The sequence below is a fragment of the Achromobacter sp. D7-1 genome, assembly GCF_059760445.1.
Genome location: NZ_JCBAMT010000021.1, coordinates 1 through 17,986, shown reverse-complemented (window position 1 = coordinate 17,986; position 17,986 = coordinate 1). Strand labels below are relative to the sequence as shown.

The 17,986-nt window shown below is 58.3% G+C and carries 16 protein-coding genes; 9 read left to right on the top strand and 7 right to left on the bottom strand.

Annotated elements, in window-relative coordinates:
- Window positions 1-12: 12 nt before the first annotated feature.
- On the bottom strand, window positions 13-2,280 hold the full coding sequence (locus AC6LKD_RS11690) for a DUF3604 domain-containing protein (RefSeq protein WP_498116266.1): 2,268 nt from the start codon (window positions 2,278-2,280) through the stop codon (window positions 13-15).
- Window positions 2,281-2,372: 92 nt separating this feature from the next.
- On the opposite strand from AC6LKD_RS11690, the gene AC6LKD_RS11685 reads away from it, so the two are divergent.
- The 3 genes from AC6LKD_RS11685 (at window position 2,373) to AC6LKD_RS11675 (ending at window position 5,292) form a co-directional block, all read left to right on the top strand.
- Window positions 2,373-3,299, top strand: coding sequence for a LysR family transcriptional regulator (locus AC6LKD_RS11685; protein WP_119451312.1), 927 nt, complete (start codon window positions 2,373-2,375; stop codon window positions 3,297-3,299).
- 113 nt (window positions 3,300-3,412) lie between these two features.
- Window positions 3,413-4,393: a Bug family tripartite tricarboxylate transporter substrate binding protein gene (locus tag AC6LKD_RS11680; RefSeq protein WP_498116265.1), complete on the top strand. Its 981-nt coding sequence runs from the start codon at window positions 3,413-3,415 to the stop codon at window positions 4,391-4,393.
- Window positions 4,394-4,491: 98 nt separating this feature from the next.
- Complete coding sequence (locus AC6LKD_RS11675; protein ID WP_498116264.1) at window positions 4,492-5,292, top strand: hypothetical protein; 801 nt, start codon at window positions 4,492-4,494, stop codon at window positions 5,290-5,292.
- 82 nt (window positions 5,293-5,374) lie between these two features.
- Here the strand turns inward: AC6LKD_RS11675 and AC6LKD_RS11670 are convergent, their stop codons facing one another.
- Window positions 5,375-5,704: a YciI family protein gene (locus AC6LKD_RS11670; RefSeq protein ID WP_498116263.1), complete on the bottom strand. Its 330-nt coding sequence runs from the start codon at window positions 5,702-5,704 to the stop codon at window positions 5,375-5,377.
- A gap of 4 nt (window positions 5,705-5,708) precedes the next feature.
- Window positions 5,709-5,996 (bottom strand): hypothetical protein, encoded by a 288-nt coding sequence (locus AC6LKD_RS11665; protein WP_498116262.1) that lies wholly within the window; start codon window positions 5,994-5,996, stop codon window positions 5,709-5,711.
- 510 nt (window positions 5,997-6,506) lie between these two features.
- Between AC6LKD_RS11665 and AC6LKD_RS11660 the strand changes: the two genes are divergently transcribed.
- The 4 genes from AC6LKD_RS11660 (at window position 6,507) to AC6LKD_RS11645 (ending at window position 10,923) form a co-directional block, all read left to right on the top strand.
- Complete coding sequence (locus AC6LKD_RS11660; protein WP_498116261.1) at window positions 6,507-6,920, top strand: TIR domain-containing protein; 414 nt, start codon at window positions 6,507-6,509, stop codon at window positions 6,918-6,920.
- 270 nt (window positions 6,921-7,190) lie between these two features.
- Window positions 7,191-8,990 carry a caspase family protein gene (locus AC6LKD_RS11655; RefSeq protein WP_498116260.1) on the top strand — a complete coding sequence of 600 codons (1,800 nt, stop codon included), beginning with the start codon at window positions 7,191-7,193 and terminating at the stop codon, window positions 8,988-8,990.
- Complete coding sequence (locus tag AC6LKD_RS11650; protein ID WP_498116259.1) at window positions 8,983-9,903, top strand: hypothetical protein; 921 nt, start codon at window positions 8,983-8,985, stop codon at window positions 9,901-9,903. Before AC6LKD_RS11655 ends, AC6LKD_RS11650 begins: the two co-directional genes overlap by 8 nt.
- 45 nt (window positions 9,904-9,948) lie before the next feature.
- Window positions 9,949-10,923 (top strand): caspase family protein, encoded by a 975-nt coding sequence (locus tag AC6LKD_RS11645; protein ID WP_498116258.1) that lies wholly within the window; start codon window positions 9,949-9,951, stop codon window positions 10,921-10,923.
- 376 nt (window positions 10,924-11,299) lie between these two features.
- Here AC6LKD_RS11645 and AC6LKD_RS11640 read toward each other — a convergent pair whose 3' ends face one another.
- The 4 genes from AC6LKD_RS11640 to AC6LKD_RS11625 all read right to left on the bottom strand — a co-directional run bounded on the left by AC6LKD_RS11640 (window position 11,300) and on the right by AC6LKD_RS11625 (window position 16,658).
- Entirely contained in the window at window positions 11,300-12,550 is a 1,251-nt protein-coding gene (locus AC6LKD_RS11640) for a hypothetical protein (RefSeq protein WP_498116257.1), read from the bottom strand.
- A 2-nt stretch (window positions 12,551-12,552) separates the two neighbouring features.
- Window positions 12,553-13,830 (bottom strand): hypothetical protein, encoded by a 1,278-nt coding sequence (locus tag AC6LKD_RS11635; RefSeq protein WP_498116256.1) that lies wholly within the window; start codon window positions 13,828-13,830, stop codon window positions 12,553-12,555.
- Window positions 13,831-15,115: 1,285 nt separating this feature from the next.
- On the bottom strand, window positions 15,116-15,691 hold the full coding sequence (locus AC6LKD_RS11630; RefSeq protein ID WP_498116255.1) for a hypothetical protein: 576 nt from the start codon (window positions 15,689-15,691) through the stop codon (window positions 15,116-15,118).
- 106 nt (window positions 15,692-15,797) lie between these two features.
- Window positions 15,798-16,658 carry a class I SAM-dependent methyltransferase gene (locus AC6LKD_RS11625; RefSeq protein ID WP_498116254.1) on the bottom strand — a complete coding sequence of 287 codons (861 nt, stop codon included), beginning with the start codon at window positions 16,656-16,658 and terminating at the stop codon, window positions 15,798-15,800.
- 230 nt (window positions 16,659-16,888) lie between these two features.
- On the opposite strand from AC6LKD_RS11625, the gene AC6LKD_RS11620 reads away from it, so the two are divergent.
- Both AC6LKD_RS11620 and AC6LKD_RS11615 read left to right on the top strand, forming a co-directional pair.
- Window positions 16,889-17,293, top strand: coding sequence for a VOC family protein (locus AC6LKD_RS11620; protein WP_498116315.1), 405 nt, complete (start codon window positions 16,889-16,891; stop codon window positions 17,291-17,293).
- 34 nt (window positions 17,294-17,327) lie between these two features.
- A complete protein-coding gene (locus AC6LKD_RS11615; RefSeq protein ID WP_498116252.1) occupies window positions 17,328-17,957 on the top strand; it encodes a LysE family translocator in 630 nt (209 codons plus the stop codon).
- Window positions 17,958-17,986 lie beyond the last annotated feature (29 nt).

Genomic DNA, 17,986 nt, shown 5'->3' with positions numbered 1-17,986 from the left:
CGGCCAGCCATCTTATTTCGGCCCGGACCCGGTCCGTTCCACATAGATCGGGCTGGAATAGATGAAGAAGCCGTCCTCGGTCGTGATGCGCAGGTACACGGCATTGTCGGAGTCTGTGTGCAGCGGCACGCGCACCCGGGCCTGCATCCGCTGCACCGGGTTCTCGTCTGGCAGGCGATAGACCTGAAGCCGGCGCCGGATGCCGCCGTTTTCGACGACGACCGGCTCCAATCCGATCTGGTCGACGGGGATCTCGGTACGCACCACGGGCGTGTCGATTTTCAGCACGCCGGCGCGCGGATCGCTCAGCCGCACGTCGATGCCGCTGTAGCCGCCGGTGGTCAGCGAGCGCCAGCTCAGCATGTCGGGTCGGGGTTGCGCCAGGGTCTTGTCCAGGTTCCAGAAATTGATGGGCAGCGGATCGACGAAGGTATTGCCCTCCAGGGTGGCGCTACCGTCCCAGACCGTCTGGCGGCCGCGGCCGCGATACTCGGATCCTTCCCAGACGATGCGGATCCGGCTGCCCAGCGCAGCCTCGTCGTAGGGGTACAGCGTCTGCACCACGTCCATGCGGTTGCGGACTTCCACGCGCTCGATGGCGCCATGGGTCAGGACTTCAAAGGACAGTTCCAGCGAGTCGCCGTCGTACGACAGGATGGCGCCCATGTCGGCCTGTGTGACGGGCTCGCGCGTGACCGGGGCGCCCAGCTTGGGATCGTCGGAATAGCGCTGCGCCGGCCTGTCGAAATGCGCTTGCACGTCCAGGTAGGCGCGGCATCCGGTGGTGGCGTAGTGGCGGCGCTGGCGCAGGCACTCGGCGATCGACTGGCGAGTCAGCTGGTCGGCAATCAGACAGCTCAGGCCGCCATACGCGCCAAACATCGATGCGCCAGGATGGCTGGCGCCATGCCGGCCCTTGTGCCCGTCGCTATTGGCCAGGATGCCCACGCGGTAGCCCAGCCGGAAGGCATCTTCCAGCAGCCATTCGAAGGTGCCCCAGTCGGAGTGGATCTCGATGGAACGCTCCAGCCGCGCATCGTGGGACCGCGTAATGTCGGCGTAGCGGCCGCCGATGTGCGCGAACACCACCACATCCTCGTCCTTCAACGCGTCAAACAGCGCATCGGCATCGTTGGCGTCCAGCGCCAGGTCCGACAGGTCGTCGATCAGCGCGTGCGAGGAACGATGGATGGGGCGGCCTTCCTTCAAGTACAGCACGTTGCGGTCGCCGCCCAAGCCGGTGTTGCCCGACCATTCATAGCCGGGAAAGATGATGAACGATCCGTCCTGGTTGTATTGCGCGGTCAGCTTGTTCAACTGTTCCCAGAATGGCGTGGTGATCTGGAAGTCATTGCCCTGGTGGCTCATGACGTCCAGAAAGGCGCGGTCGCGCGCGAACAGGATCAGGTCCTCGGCGGAATTGGTGCCTATGGTTTCCTCGGACTGCCCGTGCAGGTCGGCCCAATAGTGCCCGCCTGTGCCGCCGCCGGCCGCGACGATGCGGCAGGGCGTGCTTTGCGCCACGGGCAGGCCGCCGCGCAGCACCTCGATGCGTAGTTCGCCGGGCGCTTCGGCCACCAATCCCTCAAGCCGCGCTGCAAACTCGCCCTTGCGCATAGTGAACGTGGCGGGCAGGCCGCGCAGCGGCAGGCTGCTGCGCAGGGTGAACTCGCCGGCTACCTGATCGCTGGGGTTGCCCCATTTGTCCTCGCCCTTGAAACCCAGGCTGAAGGGCTCGCCCGCCACCGCCTGGCTGGGCAGGATGGCCTTGTAGGCGACCGGCGGCCCGGCCACCACGGCGATAGTCGGCGAGTGTTGAAGCTCGGTGTAGTTATAGGTGGCGAAGGCGTCCACCAGCACCTTGAATTCGAACGTAGGCTCGCTGAACGTCTGCACCCGCATGCCGGGCGAGCCCTGCCGCGTATCGCCGAAGCGCACCACGATGCGATCGCCTTCCTCCAGGTAGCCACGCACCACCCGGATGAATAGCGTCTTGTCCCAGGGCCGGATATTGCGCTTGCCGTCGTACTCGACCTGCAACACCGCGCCGTTGGAAGCCTCGACCGTGGTGTAGTTCCAGCCGTCCGGCTGATCGAACTGCGGCTTGCCCATGTCGCTGGCGAAGCGGTGCACGATCTTGATCGATCCGGTGTCGTCGATCCCGAAATAGCCCGCGGTGTACGTCAGCGTGAACGACGCGAAGCTGCCCGCTTCGAAGCGGCCGGTAGGTTCGACGATGGCCGATCCCATGCGGTCGGCGGCGTAGGAAGAGTGGGGCATTGCGGTTCCAGACGGGTTAGGGAAATCCCATCTTAGGGACCGCACATCCATATAGCTATAGTATGCAAACTATTCCATCATGACGTCGCTACATGACCGAGCCGATCGAATCCGTCTCCCTGCGCCAGTTGCGCGCGCTGGTCGCTATCGGTGAAACGGCCAGCTTCACGGCCGCCGGCGAACGCCTGGGCCTGTCACAACCTTCGGTCAGCCACTTGATCCGCCGCTTGGAGGCCGAAGTCGGCCAGCCGCTGGTGGTGCGTGGCCGCGAGGTCTCCTTGACGCGCGACGGCCAGGCCATGGTCGACGCGGCGCGGCGCGCCATCCTGGCCATCGACAGTTCCATCCAGGAATGCCGCGAACACTCCGACCTGAAGCGCGGCAAAGTCATGGTCGCCGTGGGCCACGTCAGCGCGGCCACCTTGTTGCCGCACATCCTGATGGAGTTCCGCCAGCGCCACCCCCAGCTGGATCTGATCGTGGTCGACTGCATGGTGCAGCAGATCCGCACGCGCCTGCTCTCGCACGAGGCCGATGTCGGCCTAGGCGCGGTCATGCAGGACGACGACTCCCGCATCATGGTGGAACAGCTTTCGGACAGCGGCGTCGCACTCTTCGCGCGCATGGATCACCCCCTGGCCAGGCTGGACGAGGTCGACGCCAAGGTGCTGGCCGAATTGCCCTGCATCCAGCTGAACCCCGAAGCGCCCGCCTGGCTCAACATCAGCCGCCGCTTGATCGCCGCGAACATCTATCCGCGCGTCGAACAGCGCGTCGTCCTGCTGTCCACGGCCATCGGCCTGATACAGGCCGGCATGGGCGTGGCCATGCTGCCGCAGATCGCGCGCGGGCAGATGCCCGCCGGCATCAAGGGCATCGCCTTGCGCAATCCGGCGCTGGAATGGCCGATCTCCATCGCGCGCCTGGCCAACTACCCCTTGTCTCCCGCGGCCCAGGCTTTCGTCGCCGTGGTCCGCTCGGTCTCCCAACGGCTGCGCCGCGACGCCGCCATGCCGTGATGGCATGACGCTATAGCACCCCGCCTATTTTTCGGGGTTGCCTGCTCCGATACGCTGCTTGGCATCATGCAAGCCCGCATGGTTTCCATTGCTCGCGCCAGCGCGGAGGCATCATGAAAACACTACAAGGGGTTCTACTGGGGGCTGTACTGGCCTGTGCGTCGCTTGCCGCGACGCCAGCCGAGGCGGCGCCGTTTCCGGATCGTCCCATCACGCTGGTCGTGCCGCTGGCGGCGGGCAGCACGGCCGATATCCTTGCGCGTTCGATCCAACCCGGCCTGAGCCAGCAACTGGGGCAAACAGTCGTCGTCGAGAACAAGCCCGGCGGCGGAGGCCAGATCGCCATGAGCTACGTAGCCAAGGCCTCGCCCGATGGCTATACGCTGGTACTGGGCTCCAACAATACCTGGGCCATCAACCTGGGACTGTTCTCGAAGCTGTCCTACGATCCGACCAAGGACTTCGTGCCGGTCGCCTATCTGGCCGGCGGCTCCAATGTGCTGGTCGTGCCGTCCGACAGCCCATACCGCTCCGTGCCCGAACTGGTCTCGGCCTTGAAAGCCCAACCGGGCAAACTGATGTACTCGTCCGGCGGCAACGGCACCACGCACCACCTCTCGGCCGAACTGCTGCTGTCGATCACCGGCACCCAGGCCGCGCACATCCCCTACCGTGGCGCGCCACAAGGCGTGGCCGCCGTCATGGCGCATGAGGTCGCCTTCGCCTTCTACAACACGCCCAGCGTGTCCGGCCTGGTCAAGGAAGGCAAGTTGCGCGCCCTGGCGGTCACGGGCGAGGCCCGATCCCCCTTGCTGCCAGACGTGCCGACCATGATGGAAGAGGGCGTACCGGGATACGTGATCACCGTCGACCTAGGTCTGATGGCCCCCGCCGGCACACCGCCGGACGTCGTGGCGAAACTCAACGCCGCGGCGCGCAAAGTCATGGACAGCGCCGAACAGCGCCAGCGGCTGCAGGGCTTGGGGTATGAGATCTTCCACGACGGGCCACCCAGCGGACTGGCTGCTTTTATCCAGGCCGATATCGCCAAATGGGTGCCGTTGGTGCAGCGGTCGGGGGCGAAAGTGGATTAAGCGTTCGCGCCGCCTGATTCTTCTGCCTTGGGGAAATGCGCGGGGCGCCAGCTTACAATTCGCCGGCCCCAGCCACCTCAGCAGAGAGAGTCCCGCCCATGTCCGAACACCACCAGTTTCTGTGCCCCCGCGACATGCATTTGCCGCCGCCTGATTGGCGGGCGCTGGAAACCAAACTGCTGGAAGGCGGATATGTCATGGAACCGCGCGGCGACGGTATTCCGTATCGCGCGCTGTTGAACCTTAGCTTCGATCTGGCCAGCTTGAATGAAGGTTCGTACCAGTATCAAGAAGGCCTGTGTACCACGGGAGACGTGATCGCCATGTACGTGGGGGCGGGGTATCTGCCGGCGGATATGCCGATACGCCACAACGACACGATGGAAGAAGCTCTGGCGCTACTGGCTGAGCACGGCATTACGCCGGGGGATCGGTATGCGGATAACGAGAGCAGCGACTGGAACAGCCCGCAGTACTGCCTGGGGCCGGCGGCTCGTGCCTATCTGACTGACGATACGCGGGCTTCCTATGATGCAGACCCCAAGAATTTTCCGTTGATGCTGCTGGCTTATGACGGACCTGAGCCGCATGTGGCGGTGGGGGAGAATCTGTCCGAGCCTAGCTTGCCGGGGTCAGATGAACTGCTGGAATCCATGCCGCCGTTTGACTCGCATGTTGATTTTATTGGGGCGGCTTATGAGGATCCGGCGGCGCAGTGGCATTGCGCGGAGGATGGGCGCGATTACCGGATACTGGAGCTGGATTGGCAGTACAGCTTGGCGATGGGGTTTCGGATGGTTCGGACGGAATGGCTGGATGAGGGTAGCGCGAGGGGGCTGGCCAGGCTGATCGAGGGGCTGATCGGGCAGGCTATGGTTTGCAGCCATCGGCATTTGTGAATGCGGGGTAGGGGATAGGCGCTGGGCTGTTATTCCCTTGTTCTTGCGAGACGTAAACCTACGGTGCGGATGAGAGGTGTCGCTACGGCTGTTCCAGCGGCCACACCTCGACGACGCCGTGCGCGACCGCGCAGGGTGTTTTCGACACCATCGCTATAGCTTCGGCCATGTCGGCGGCTTCGATGATGGCAAAGCCGGCTACTGCTAAGGGTGATTTCATGAATGGGCCGTTTGTCGTTTCAACCCGTGCGGCTTCGTGGTTGCGAACTTGTACTGGTTTGCCTGCAATGCCCATCAACACGCCGTCTGCCTGCAAGTTTGCGTCGTGCACATGCGCTGCGTTTCGGATGGCCGCGGGCGTACGATCGTAGCCCTCCTGGTCGCCATATCCGATGGTTACGAACTTTGGCATGGGTTTACCCCCTTTGTGCGTAGGAGAAATGGTGTTTGGCTGCAATCTGGCGAGAGAATTGTAGTCTGACACCATTTTTCGAAGGCTGTTCCAGCGGCCGTACCCCAACGACGCCGTGCGCAACAGCGCAGGGCGTCCGCGACACCATCGCTATAGCCTCGGCTATATCGGCAGCTTCGATGATGGCAAAGCCAGCGATCGGCAAGGGCGATTGCATGAATGGGCCGTTCGTCGTTTCAGCTTGAATAGCCTCGTGGTTGCGCAACCGCACTGGCTTGCCTGCAATGCCCATCAATACGCCGCCTTACCGCAATTCTGCATTGTGCGCGTGCGCTGTGTTTCGGATGGGCGCGGGTGGGTAATCCCTGGCGATCCACATAGTCGTGCACTTTTGTGATCCTAGCAGCCCTTGGTAATGTAACGCCAATGAGAATATGTACGGCTAGCTACGCCGATACTTCCCAAACGGAACCGGCTCAAGATCTGGACGAAGTCGTCGTCCAGTTAAAATCCCGCTCAAGAAAAACGCTCTGCTTTAAAAGCCCGGTCGAGGTGCTTGATGCCCTGCTCGCCTGAATCCACAACAACGCTTTTGAGGGAAATTACCCGGTCAGGGATGAGCGGATAGCGAATTTGAAATAGCGTGGTCCGCAAAGCGGAGACGCGCGGACGTTCTTCGTTTATTATCTGTTTTTATGAGATGGCTGTTTGTGGTTGAAGTTGGAATGAGCAATCGCGCCCGCGGACACCAGCCATCCTTTGTTTGCGTTTACACCTGAATTGCTACTAAGGAGAATTTCGCATGGCCGATCCACGAGCATTTATCAGCTTTGACTTCGATCACAATAGCACTGAAAAGATGCTCTTCGCTGGACAGGCGAAGAATTCACGCACGCCGTTCTCCGTTCAGGATTGGTCTTCTAAGTCATCGCTTCCCCAGGCGGAGTGGGAGGCGCTGATCAAGGACAAGATCAACAAATGCAATATGCTGATAGTCTTGGTAGGAAAAACGATGACAAGCGCAACTGGCGTTGCCAAGGAAATTAAGATGGCGAAAGACCAGAATGTTCCAGTCTTTGGCGTGTACGTCGGTGGCGCTGATTCCTCCAGCAATCTTCCTGAAGGGCTTGCGCGGAATCGCACGATCGCCTGGGACTGGGGAGAGATCGCATCGGCGATAGACCAAGTTATGGGGGAAGGAAAGAACAAATTGTAGAGGTCACCATGCGCCAAGCCCCTGCTTGGCATCAAAGCTTAGTAGGGCTCTCCATGTTCTGGATGCGAAGACGAATAACTCCTGTAGTCAATTCATCCGAATTTCGTAAAATGCGAGTTACGCATTCCTAAGTGGACAGGGCGCAATGATAAAAAGAACTGGTACGATCTAATAGAAAGACTGTCGAGAATTCTATTATTCGCAGTGCCGTCACTCTTCGCGGGAGTGAGGGGCTGAAAGACGGGGCAGACAGTAATGAGGGAATGAGGGATGAACCGTGCTGCGGTATTGATCGGGATAAACCGAGTGAAGGGTTTGCCGACGCTGAATGATGCCGTGCGAGGCGCCAGGCGGATGCGTGAGTGGGTGCTGGCCCAAGGCTTTGCCCCCGACCGCGTCGTACTCATTACCGACGAGAGTGGGTCGGTGGCGGCGTCAGCCGTGCAAGAGGCGATCAAGCGTCAGCTAGACCCTATGGCTGGTATTGAACAGTTACTGATCTATTTTGCAGGCCACGGGCTCAATATCAATTACGGAGAGTTCTGGCTGCTAAGTCAAGGGCTGGAATGGCCGACCGAGTCCGTGGACGTGGCCCGTAGCGCGGTTCTTGCCCGCTACAGCAGCGTACCTCATGTGATATTTATCTCCGATGCTTGCAGGACGGCCGCAGCCGGTGTGCAACAGCAACTCATTACCGGTTCGCCAATATTTCCTATGGTACCAGGTGGTGGCGCTGAGAAAGCGGTGGATCAGTTCTTCGCCTGCACGCTGGGCAACCCAGCACTGGAGGTTCAGGCGCAAGATGCGGCGAATGCGGGCAACTTTGTAGCGTTGTACACCGAAGCCCTATTGGCAGTACTCGACGGCGACGAGCCAGCAATCATCGAGGTGGCTGGTGACGGTGAGATGCCCGAAGGGGTGATCCGTCCGTGGCCCCTCAAGCATGTGCTGCGTGAAAAGGTTGGCAAATTTCTCGTCAAACGCGGTCTACACACTCGGGCCTTCCAGACGCCAGATGCGCGCATCTCCTCCGATCCGGAACTGGCGTGGATAGCTCGGCTAGCGCTCACTCCGCCGCCCGGACCTGTATCACGCAATAGTGATCTGCTGAACTTGAATTTCAGGGGGACGCGCAATTTCGAACGAGCTCGCCTAGATCAGTCAGCGCCTAGCTTGCCGAACTGGGTTGATGCGACGGTCGACAACCTGCTTGGTCGACAGAGGCTTCCGACATATTCGGCTAACCCACCCGAAGCAAAGGAAATCGTCAAGCAGGCCCAGCGCCAAAGCGAAGAGTTTTCTCCTCTGCATTTTGAGACCCGATGCGGCGTCAAGCTGCGGGGCGGGAAGGCTAAAGAGGCAATTTGCCGCAGTGCGCAAGTAGAGTGGGTCGTTGAGGGCGAAATTCTACGAGCGTATCCCCATTCAGCCCAGGCCCGTGATCGGGTTCTGTTGATCTTCGACGACGGCTCTGGCGTGATGGTGCCATTGCTGCCTGAGTTCATCGCAGAATTGTCTTTCCATCACGGTAGGTGGGTGGGCCTAGCCTACGAGGCTTCTAAAGACTCCCTACCTTACGAGTCCGATTTGGTGAAACGAGTCGAACAGCGCTATTTGCGGGAATTTGTGGCTGCAGCGATTGAACGAGGTGTCTTCCAGCCCGGCCGAGCCACTCTGACAGCGCTCACGGCGCGACTTTTGAAAGCGCCAGCTCCCGATCCAATGCTGTTGCTCTATCTTAGCTACGCCCTCGACGACGCTGGGATGGTAGGGCAGCTTCGCGACCTGGTCGCCGCGCTGCGAGCTAGGGGGGGCCTCCCTCTTTTTGACATGGCGCTCTTGGCCAGCAGGCCAGGTGAGGAATCTGATGAATTGCGTACCCTGCCACCCGGGATGCCCTTGCTTGCTCGCGGGTGGGCTGGTCTTGCCGCTCGTGGCGGGACACTTTCCGAAGAACTGATCAGTGTTTCGCGGATGCGCCATCCGAGCCTTTGGTCCCACTTTACATCGGATGCTGTCAATATCTTCCGACAACAGCTGCTTCCACCAGAGGTACACCATCATGCGTGATCTCGTTTTTGTTCATGGCCGTGCTCAACAGCTTAAGGATTCCATGGCCCTCAAGGGCGAGTGGGTTGCGGCTTGGGCTGAAGGTTTGAAAAGGAATGGACTCTCTTTGCCGCTCGCCGATAGTCAGATTCATTTTCCCTACTATGGCGACACCCTCGACCAGTTGGTGGGGGGTAAGCCACCGGAAGATGCAGCAAAGATCGTCGTCCGAGGGGAAGCGCCTGGGGCTGATGGCGAACTCTCGCTGGACGAGAAGGCTTTCATTGAGGCCGTGCTGCTTGAGTCGGTCGGGCGGTTCGAGGGGGATCCGGAAGGAGCGATCCAGCGTGCATTACCACCGGGCGCAATTATCGAAAAGGGCGTTCTCAATTGGCAGTGGGTACAAGCCATTTTGGAAGTGCTTGACAAGTACGTCCCCGGAGCGAGCGGCATGAGCGTCGCATTAGCGACGCGCGACGTGTTTCAGTACCTCACCAACGACGTCACCCGCGCAGTGATTGATACAGGGACTGCGTCAGCGATGCCGGAGAATAAGGAAGCTGTGGTCGTCTCCCACTCTCTTGGCACAGTGGTCGCCTACAACGTATTACGGCAGAACTCCAAAAAACGAAACTGGAAAGTTCCACTTTTTGTGACGCTAGGGTCGCCGCTGGCTGTCATGGCCATCAAACAGAAACTGGCTGGCATCAAGCCACTCGGCTTCCCGGAAAATGTGTTCGCGTGGTTCAACGCGATGGATGAACGAGATGTGGTCTCACTTTACGCTCTAGATAAAAAGAATTTTCCACTCACCCCCGCCATTGAAAATAACACAGACGTGCACAATGACACGTCGAATGCCCACGGTATCTCGGGCTATTTGAGTGACAAGAAAGTGGCAAAGAGGATCTACGATGCGGTGACCGAGACCTGAGCTGATCCGTTCTCCCAATAGTCCCTCGTTACTAAGGAGGTGTTCGTGCGCATAGCTCTGATCGTCGGGATAAACCATTACGACCATGGCACCCCCCTTTATGGATGTGTCGATGACGCACATGCCGTGAAGGCGATCCTAGATCGTCATGGAGATGGATCGATCAACTTCGATTGCAGAATATTTACAGGAACCGGACCAACGGATCGAGTTGATCGGTCTCTCCTGAAAGATAATGTGACTGAGTTGTTTAAAGTTCCTGCTGACATTGCCCTCTTCTATTTCGCGGGCCATGGACACATTGAAGCAACTGGGGGCTATTTACTGGCAACGGATTCTCGTCGAGGTGACGAAGGACTGTCTCTTTCTGATGTCTTGACAGTAGCCAATGCATCTCCCGCTCGGAACAAAATAATCATTTTGGATAGTTGTCATTCAGGAATCGCTGGAACCCCCCCATCCGCCGAGAATCTCGCTAGCTTGGCTGAGGGCTTAACGATACTTACGGCTTCATCTGCCGATCAATATGCAACAGAAGAAAACGGCAGAGGTGTTTTCACTACCTTACTAGTGGACGCTCTTCATGGAGGAGCAGCCAATCTCACCGGAGACATTACGCCGGGAAGTATCTACGCGCATGTTGATCAATCTCTTGGCTCCTGGGGGCAGCGCCCCATTTTTAAGACCAATGTTAGGCAGTTTGTGTCACTAAGAAAGGTGCTTCCAGCGATCCCTCTTGACGAGCTGCGACGGATTACAGAGTTCTTCCCCGGCCGAGGTCACGAGTTTCACCTCGACCCGACGTTTGAGTCGGAGATGAAAGGTAGAGATCCGGGAATGCCAGATCCGATTCCTGAGAACGCCAGGAAATTTGCTGTTCTGCAGCGATATAACCGCCTGAATCTGGTTGTCCCCGTTGATGCGCCGCATATGTGGCACGCTGCGATGCAGAGCAAATCATGCAGACTTACCGTGCTTGGCGAGCACTACCGCAGCCTTATCGATAAGCAGCGTTTATAGCTCCGAAGTCACGCTTCTAAAATGGTCGCAATGAACATATTCCCATCGCGCCAAAAAGCAGCTTCAACAGTCGTAGTTGAGGTCAAGCATAAATAATGGTGCCAGACTCTGGGGTTTCCCCACGAATCCATCGGCACCCTCCGATGGATTCGGCGGTGTCGTGTGGTGCTTGGAACAGCCCAATTGCCGATGCTTGAGTCAAAGCCAAGTTCCGCTCGGCATAGATCATGACACCTAGCGCAAGCAACGAGATGGTCGGCCGATCTTTCCGATTATTGGATTCGCAAGTCGATCCACACGCTTTAAAAGTGGTGTCACACTACGATTTGGTCGATAAACTGTAGCCTGCCACATTAATTCCACACTAATCGAAAAGTCAATGTTCGCAAAATTTGTTGATTTCCGTGTCGGCATCCTGGGCACGCCCACAGAGTTGAGAACTGGTTTTCCCAGAAGCTTCCCAACTTGCAAGCGTTGATCGTTTGAGAAGCCGAGTTGCCGAGCAAGTGGCATCAAGGATGTATACATGTTGAAGCTTCTCTTCAGTGTTCGCACCTTTTCCATCTTTAACATCCTTTTGAGCTGCGGCGAGGGTGGCCATTTGCTTGGAAAATGTGCCACAAGCTGTGGCCGCGGTTCCTTGCAGCGTCAACGAGTCCACGACTGCCGCTTCTTCCGCTTTTTCTCTTACGACGGGATCAGCTTTTGCCACAATCGCATCAATCGCTTTCTGTTTGTTTTCTGCGGAATACTTCGCGAGAGTCTGCAGCCATTTAGTGGGGTGAGGTGTTTCGGCTACTGTTACTGACAGGTTTACCGGTCCCGCATGGAGCGAGCCGATCGTGCCTTCCGCAGTGGGTACGTTTACCCACAAACCACTGGTTTGAAGCGAGGTTGCATCGATGGTCACGGTTTTCGGCGTGACTCCATCTCCGCCCAGAAATACTTCCATAACAATATCGCCGCTGGTCTTGGTCGACTTGGTTGGCTTGGCCGCCGTGATGCCGACCGTGAACCCCTTGACCTTATCAACGTCCATCGTCGAAATCGGTTCTGGGTAGTAGACTTTATATGCTCGGGGGATGACCGCATTGGTTGGCCCACCGTCAGGAGAAGTCATTCCAATTTCTGCGAAAAATGTCGGCGTACCCAAGCTCCATTCCTCCCATTTACTTTCCAGCTCAGGAGCGGGGGCTCTGCAGGTTTGGGCGTTGTACCAATTTCCTGTCTTACCCTCTTCGCACCACCTACCTGCTGTTACACGCGGAGCTACGGCAACGAACAAGCATCCCCGCATGCGCGTCTGGTCACCTTGAACCTTGAAGAGATAGTCCGGATTTTGACCAGTAATAGTGAAGGTTTCGCTGTCCTGTTTCGCCGCCTGAGAAATCGCATCGTTTATGAAATTTACCGCAGCCTCGGTTGCCTTGCCGATTAGCCATGAGGCTGCGGCCGCTCCGAGCACCGACTCTGCTCGACCGACATCTGGGTCGCTGGGACAAGCTCTGTCACTGAAGGCGGCCCGCACAATGACTGGTCCCTTCTCTTCGGCTTTTCGATTGGCTTGGAGTGGGGAACAGGCTATGAGGGGTAATGTGGCTGATGCGGCGATGGCTAGTCTTAGCATGATTAGTCTCCACTATTGCCAACATTGAAGATCAAATAGTCGGATCCAATGAAAGTGGCCGTCGATTTAGTACATCCGGGCCAACCGAATGGCTTCTTTTTCCCTGGTGTTCCCGAGTGGACTCCAACATACTCGATGGTATCGGGTGTGCTTCCCATTCCAGACACGGCACTGATGATCATGGGGCTGCCGCTGAACCCCTGGAATGACTGGCATGAGTGGTAGACACAGGCTCCTTCGATCTCAACGGTACGGCACTGGGCGCCGAGTAGGGAACTCCATCGAATAGAGTCGCGCCAGTTTGGCTTTGGGGGGGCTGCGGCTTGGTTTAGTACACCCTGGCGGATTGCAATTGCTTGGTCCAAAAGATGCACCGGCCCAGCTAGCCACAATAGTTGGTTGTTGTCGGATGGAGACTTGAATTTGACGTGAGGCAAGGGCTTGGCGTCAGAGGAGGACATGACGGTGACGCTGATCGTGACTGGGTCTAGGTCGATATCAAAACCACCAGGAACGACAAGTTTTTCTATTTCGCCGGCACTGACGTAGACAGTTCGCTTGCCATCCAGAGTCTCGATGTGCCAGTCTCTCGAAGCAGAATCGGAAAATTCGGGACGTCGATCACCAGACACTTGGTTTATAAAGCAATGCCGCGCAGTTCTAAATGAGCGTTCGTCTAGGAGTAATCCAGTACAAACAGCTTGCTGTCTTACCACCACGACGGCGACCGAGCGAAATGGGATTGAGATGTCTCTTACATGCGGCTGAGACTCGCTGCTGGTGAGGCATTTTCTGTCCATGTCGAGCAAGGCGCATGTATAGCTGCGATCCTTGATGTTTACAACTTTGGTCTGCAGCGACTGTATGGCCTTGGAACAACTCTTCACTTCGGCGACCTGCGCAGGCACCGGAATTGTAGATTTTCCGACTGTTACTCGTTCCACAGGCTCGATGTCGACGGTTTGTTGCGTCGTCGGGTTTCTCAACGTTGAGAAATTGGCGCCGCTCAAAAGTTGAGGAGAAATGGCTAGATTATCGCTTCGTTGCGAGAGCTTTGACAGCATCAATGCAAGATGTGCTTCGGAGTTTTCCGTGATTAGGGTATTTTCTTGGCTCCATTGTGCTGCTGCCACACGAGATCCGCATAGAAGATCCATTTTCTGAGCGTTGGCCAATGGAACGATCGCCCATGTCGAGATTAAGGCTAGCAAGGCCGTGGAGCGAGAAAATGGCTCGCATCTTCGCATATGACCTGCGATTCCAGTTACTACGTCAATCATGCGGCTCAAGCGTTTGACATGTGAGGCTGCCATCTTGCCCTCCGCGCACGCACCTGTGGTGCCTATAAATGGTGGTTCAACGTTGACTTGTACTCACAGCCTGCATCGTACTTTTCTTGGTGCATTGTCAGATGTAAATCACTTGCTGCCTTGCCGGGTAAAACGTCCCTCCAATGGTTGGAGGGGATAGTTTCGGTCCGGAACCGGCTTCAGCTTACCGCTTGAGTCCATATGATCGGGGTGTTTCCCTTGTGACGGGCGTGGTCTTGGGCGCAGTCAAGGCGAGTGTCGGAGCCAAGCGAAGCCAAATGAAGACAAAGTTACCGATATACGAAGTGACGAACATCCCCCAAACTCGGTATGTACACCTTACTTTTTTGTGGTCCCATCTGTATGAGGGTAACCATCGTCGGGATGGAGGGGAAAAGGTGTCAGACGAAAATTTCGTTTACCACATGCAGTCAATCGTCACCTGACACATTTTCCAAGATTGGACTCGTCAATAGTCGACGCGACAAGATCCGCCATATGATCGCAAAGGCTCTCAATTCCGCCAATCAAATTGGACACGCCCCAACCGCCTAGTGATTGTGCGTCGCTAGTCTCAGACGCATTCAAGCTATTCCCCGCGATCCGAGCAATAGTCCAAATCGCGGCGCACGCGCGTTCCATTTTCCGCAGATCAGAAAACCGCACTGTGCCAAACTCCGGATCGTCCGGCGTAGCCCATCGGTCATGAGTCAAAGGGTGATCGTCCATCAGCCGCTCCAGTATTGACGTAATAAAGAGAAGGCAGTCGCCATTGCAGCGACCATGTCGTCCGTCTTTTCCAGCTGTCAATCTGGGCGATCTTTGTGGGATTGCAATGCCAGTATCGAGGCCGACGGACATCGCAATCAAGCGCGACCCGTGCCAAATTGAGCACACTTGAGCCGAAATCGGCGCCATGCGTTGCAGCCCTTTCCAATTCAGACTCAGACCACGCCGGCTCAGTCATCATCTCGATCCCTTACACTTACATCGATCACCAGGGAGCGATATGTCGATTCAAAAATTAGGCCGTTGCAGCATCCTCTTGTTCCTTGCCGCCTTGAGCTCCGGTTGCTCATTAGGCGGCGAGTGCGGATGGAACCGCAGCAGCTGCATGTATGAAGGCAAGTACGAAGAGGGCGAGGAAGACTACGCGGAAGACGAAGCGAAGCGCTTGAACAAGAACTCGTCCGATCGGTTGCGCCGCAGTTCTGGCAATTGATCCTCGGATCGGGCTTTTCAAGCTGGTGAGGTCCTAGCCGGAGACCTGCCAGTCGCGAAACTGCTTGAACAAGCGAAACCCCACATAGGTTTCGCTTCTGACCCAGCGCCGCCGGTAGTAGCAATCCCAGTAGCTGGTCATGCGTTGTTGCGCCAGATCCAGAAAGGTCGGATTGCCTCGAAGAACCGTTCCATAGGCGCGCTTGTCCAGCAAGGGCAAGCACGCTTCGATGTCCTGCAGGATTTCGACGACGTATTCACTGCAGAGCTGCACCACGAACGGCACAACCCAAGGCTCGCATGCCCCTGCCAGCCGCTCAATTTGGCGCTGGCGTACGTGGCCGTCATGATGGCGTGACTGTATGCACGCGTAAATTAGTGCCTGGGGTTCGTCCAGCTTGGAAAACAAGGAGTCGCTTCCCCCATGCTGAACGCGATAGGGCAGCGTCAACGACTCGTCCAGCACGATGGCGGACAATCCGCGGCCGCTCATGACCGAGGGGCAGATTTCCTCGGCGATATTTGCTGCTTCGGCTCGCACTCGCGCGGGGAAGGCCGCTGTTAGCAGTGCCGTCTGTTCTGGGGCGGCCTTGCGCGGGCGAGAGGACATGTGGGGAAGGCTGCTTGAATGGCGTTCATCGTGTCATACGGTGCGTCTGGCGGAAGACTGCGGCACGCACGGACGCTGACGCTGCGGCCTGAAGCAAGACAGGCGCTTACGCCGCCGCCTCTGCCGGCTGCGGCACAAAGAACCGATCCTTCAATTCCTGCAACCCAATCCTATCCAGCATCTCCGTCAACCGCTCAGCCGCCTTCCTGCGCGGCAAATCCTTGTACTGCGCAATGATCAGCTCATTCTTCATCGAATGCTCCCATCCCACCAGCTCAGTCACGCTGACCTGATACCCATGCGCCTCCAGCTGCAAGCACCGCAGCACATTCGTGATCTGGCTGCCAAACTCCCGCGTATGCAGCGGATGCCTCCAAATCTCAGCCAGCGGATCAGCCAGTGCCTTCGCCTTGTTCTTGCGCAGCACCGACGCGACTTCCGCCTGGCAGCAGGGCACGACGACGATGTACTTGGCTTTCTTCTCCAACGCGAAATGAATCGCGTCGTCGGTGGCGGTATTGCAGGCGTGCAGGGCGGTAACGACGTCGATCGTGGCGGGCAGCTTGTCCGACGTGATGGAATCGGCGACCGACAGGTTCAGGAACGACATGCCGCCAAATCCCAGCCGCTTGGCCAGTTCTTCCGACGACTTCACCAGTTCTTCGCGGGTTTCGATGCCGTAGATGTGGGAGCCGTTCTTCTGCGCCTCGGGTTGTTCCTTGAAGAACAGGTCGTAGAGGATGAAGCCCAGATACGACTTGCCCGCGCCGTGGTCGGCGAGGGTGACGGCGCCGCGTTGTTGTTGGACGTCTTTGAGCAGCGGTTCGATGAACTGGAACAGGTGGTAGACCTGTTTGAGTTTGCGGCGGCTGTCCTGGTTCATCTTGCCGTCGCGGGTCAGGATGTGCAGGGCCTTGAGCAGTTCGATCGACTGGCCGGGGCGGATGTCGTGGGTTTTGTCGGACATGGGGTAAGGCAATGCGCCCCGCGATGGGCGGGGCGCACGAGTAGGCGGAAAGCGTCAGTTTAACGAAAACGCCGCCGACGCTGGCGAACCGGGAAAACCGGCCGTGGGCTGGGCAGTATCTTGCGATCCAGATTATCTGGCAGGCGAGTAACATGCCCGATGCGATTGAGGCATGTCATGCATTTCTGAAAGCGCCTGACCGTCAGGGCGGGCGCGTGGAGAGTCGTCAAATGTTCAGCCATATCACTGTCGGGACGCGGGATCTTGAACGCGCGGGCCGTTTTTATGACGCGGTGCTGCTTCCGCTCGGACTGAAGCGCCGCGTTGTCACGCCGGATGGCGGGCCCTTGGCGCTTTGCTGGGTGACCGGTCAGGCGCTGCTGCCGCGCTTCTATGTCTACATGCCCTACGATGGCGAGCCGGCGACGGTGGGCAATGGCAGCATGGTGGCCTTTCTGGCTCCTACGCAGGAAGCCGTGAGCGTGGCCCATGCGGGCGGGCTGGCGCAGGGCGGGACGGATGAAGGGGCGCCGGGGGTACGTCCTCATTATGGCGACGGCTACTTCGGCGCGTATCTGCGCGATCCTGACGGCAACAAGGTCCACATCGTTCATCGCGGAGACCTCCCGCTGTAAGGCGGAGAGGCCCGACGTCCCTGGAGAAACGCAAATGCTCGTGAGTCAGCTTGCTCTTGTGTATGGCACCTATCTGATTGCCACGGCCAGCCCTGGACCCAGCAATATGGCGATCATGGCAACGGCGATGCGTCACGGCCGTGTGCCGGCGCTTGCGCTGGCGGCGGGCGTCATTACTGGCTCGTTGTTTTGGGCGACGCTGGCGGCGACTGGGATTTCCGCCGTGCTGGCGGCTTCCGCCCAGGCGCTATTCGTCATAAAGATAGTGGGGGGCGTCTATCTGCTCTATCTGGCGTTCCGCACCGGCAGGTCGGCGCTGAAGCGGGGCACAGGCTTCGCGAACGTGGAAACAGGTCGTGCGACGCCGCGCTATCGGGTGCTCTACCGCCAGGGCGTGCTCATGCATATCGGCAATCCGAAGGCGGTGCTGGCCTGGATGGCGATCATGTCGCTGGGGCTGGGGGAGGGCGCGTCGAACGGCACTTTGCCCGCGATCATTGGTGGTTGCGCGTTGCTCGGCGTGATGGTGTTTGGCGGCTATGCGATCGCGTTCTCGACTGCGCCGATGATTGCGCTGTACGCCAGGCTGCGGCGTTGGATCGAAGGGACGGTGGCCGTGGTGTTTGGCGTTGCGGGCGTCAAGCTGCTGACCTGGCAGCGTTGATGGAGCGGCTTGTCATCGCCGACCTGTGC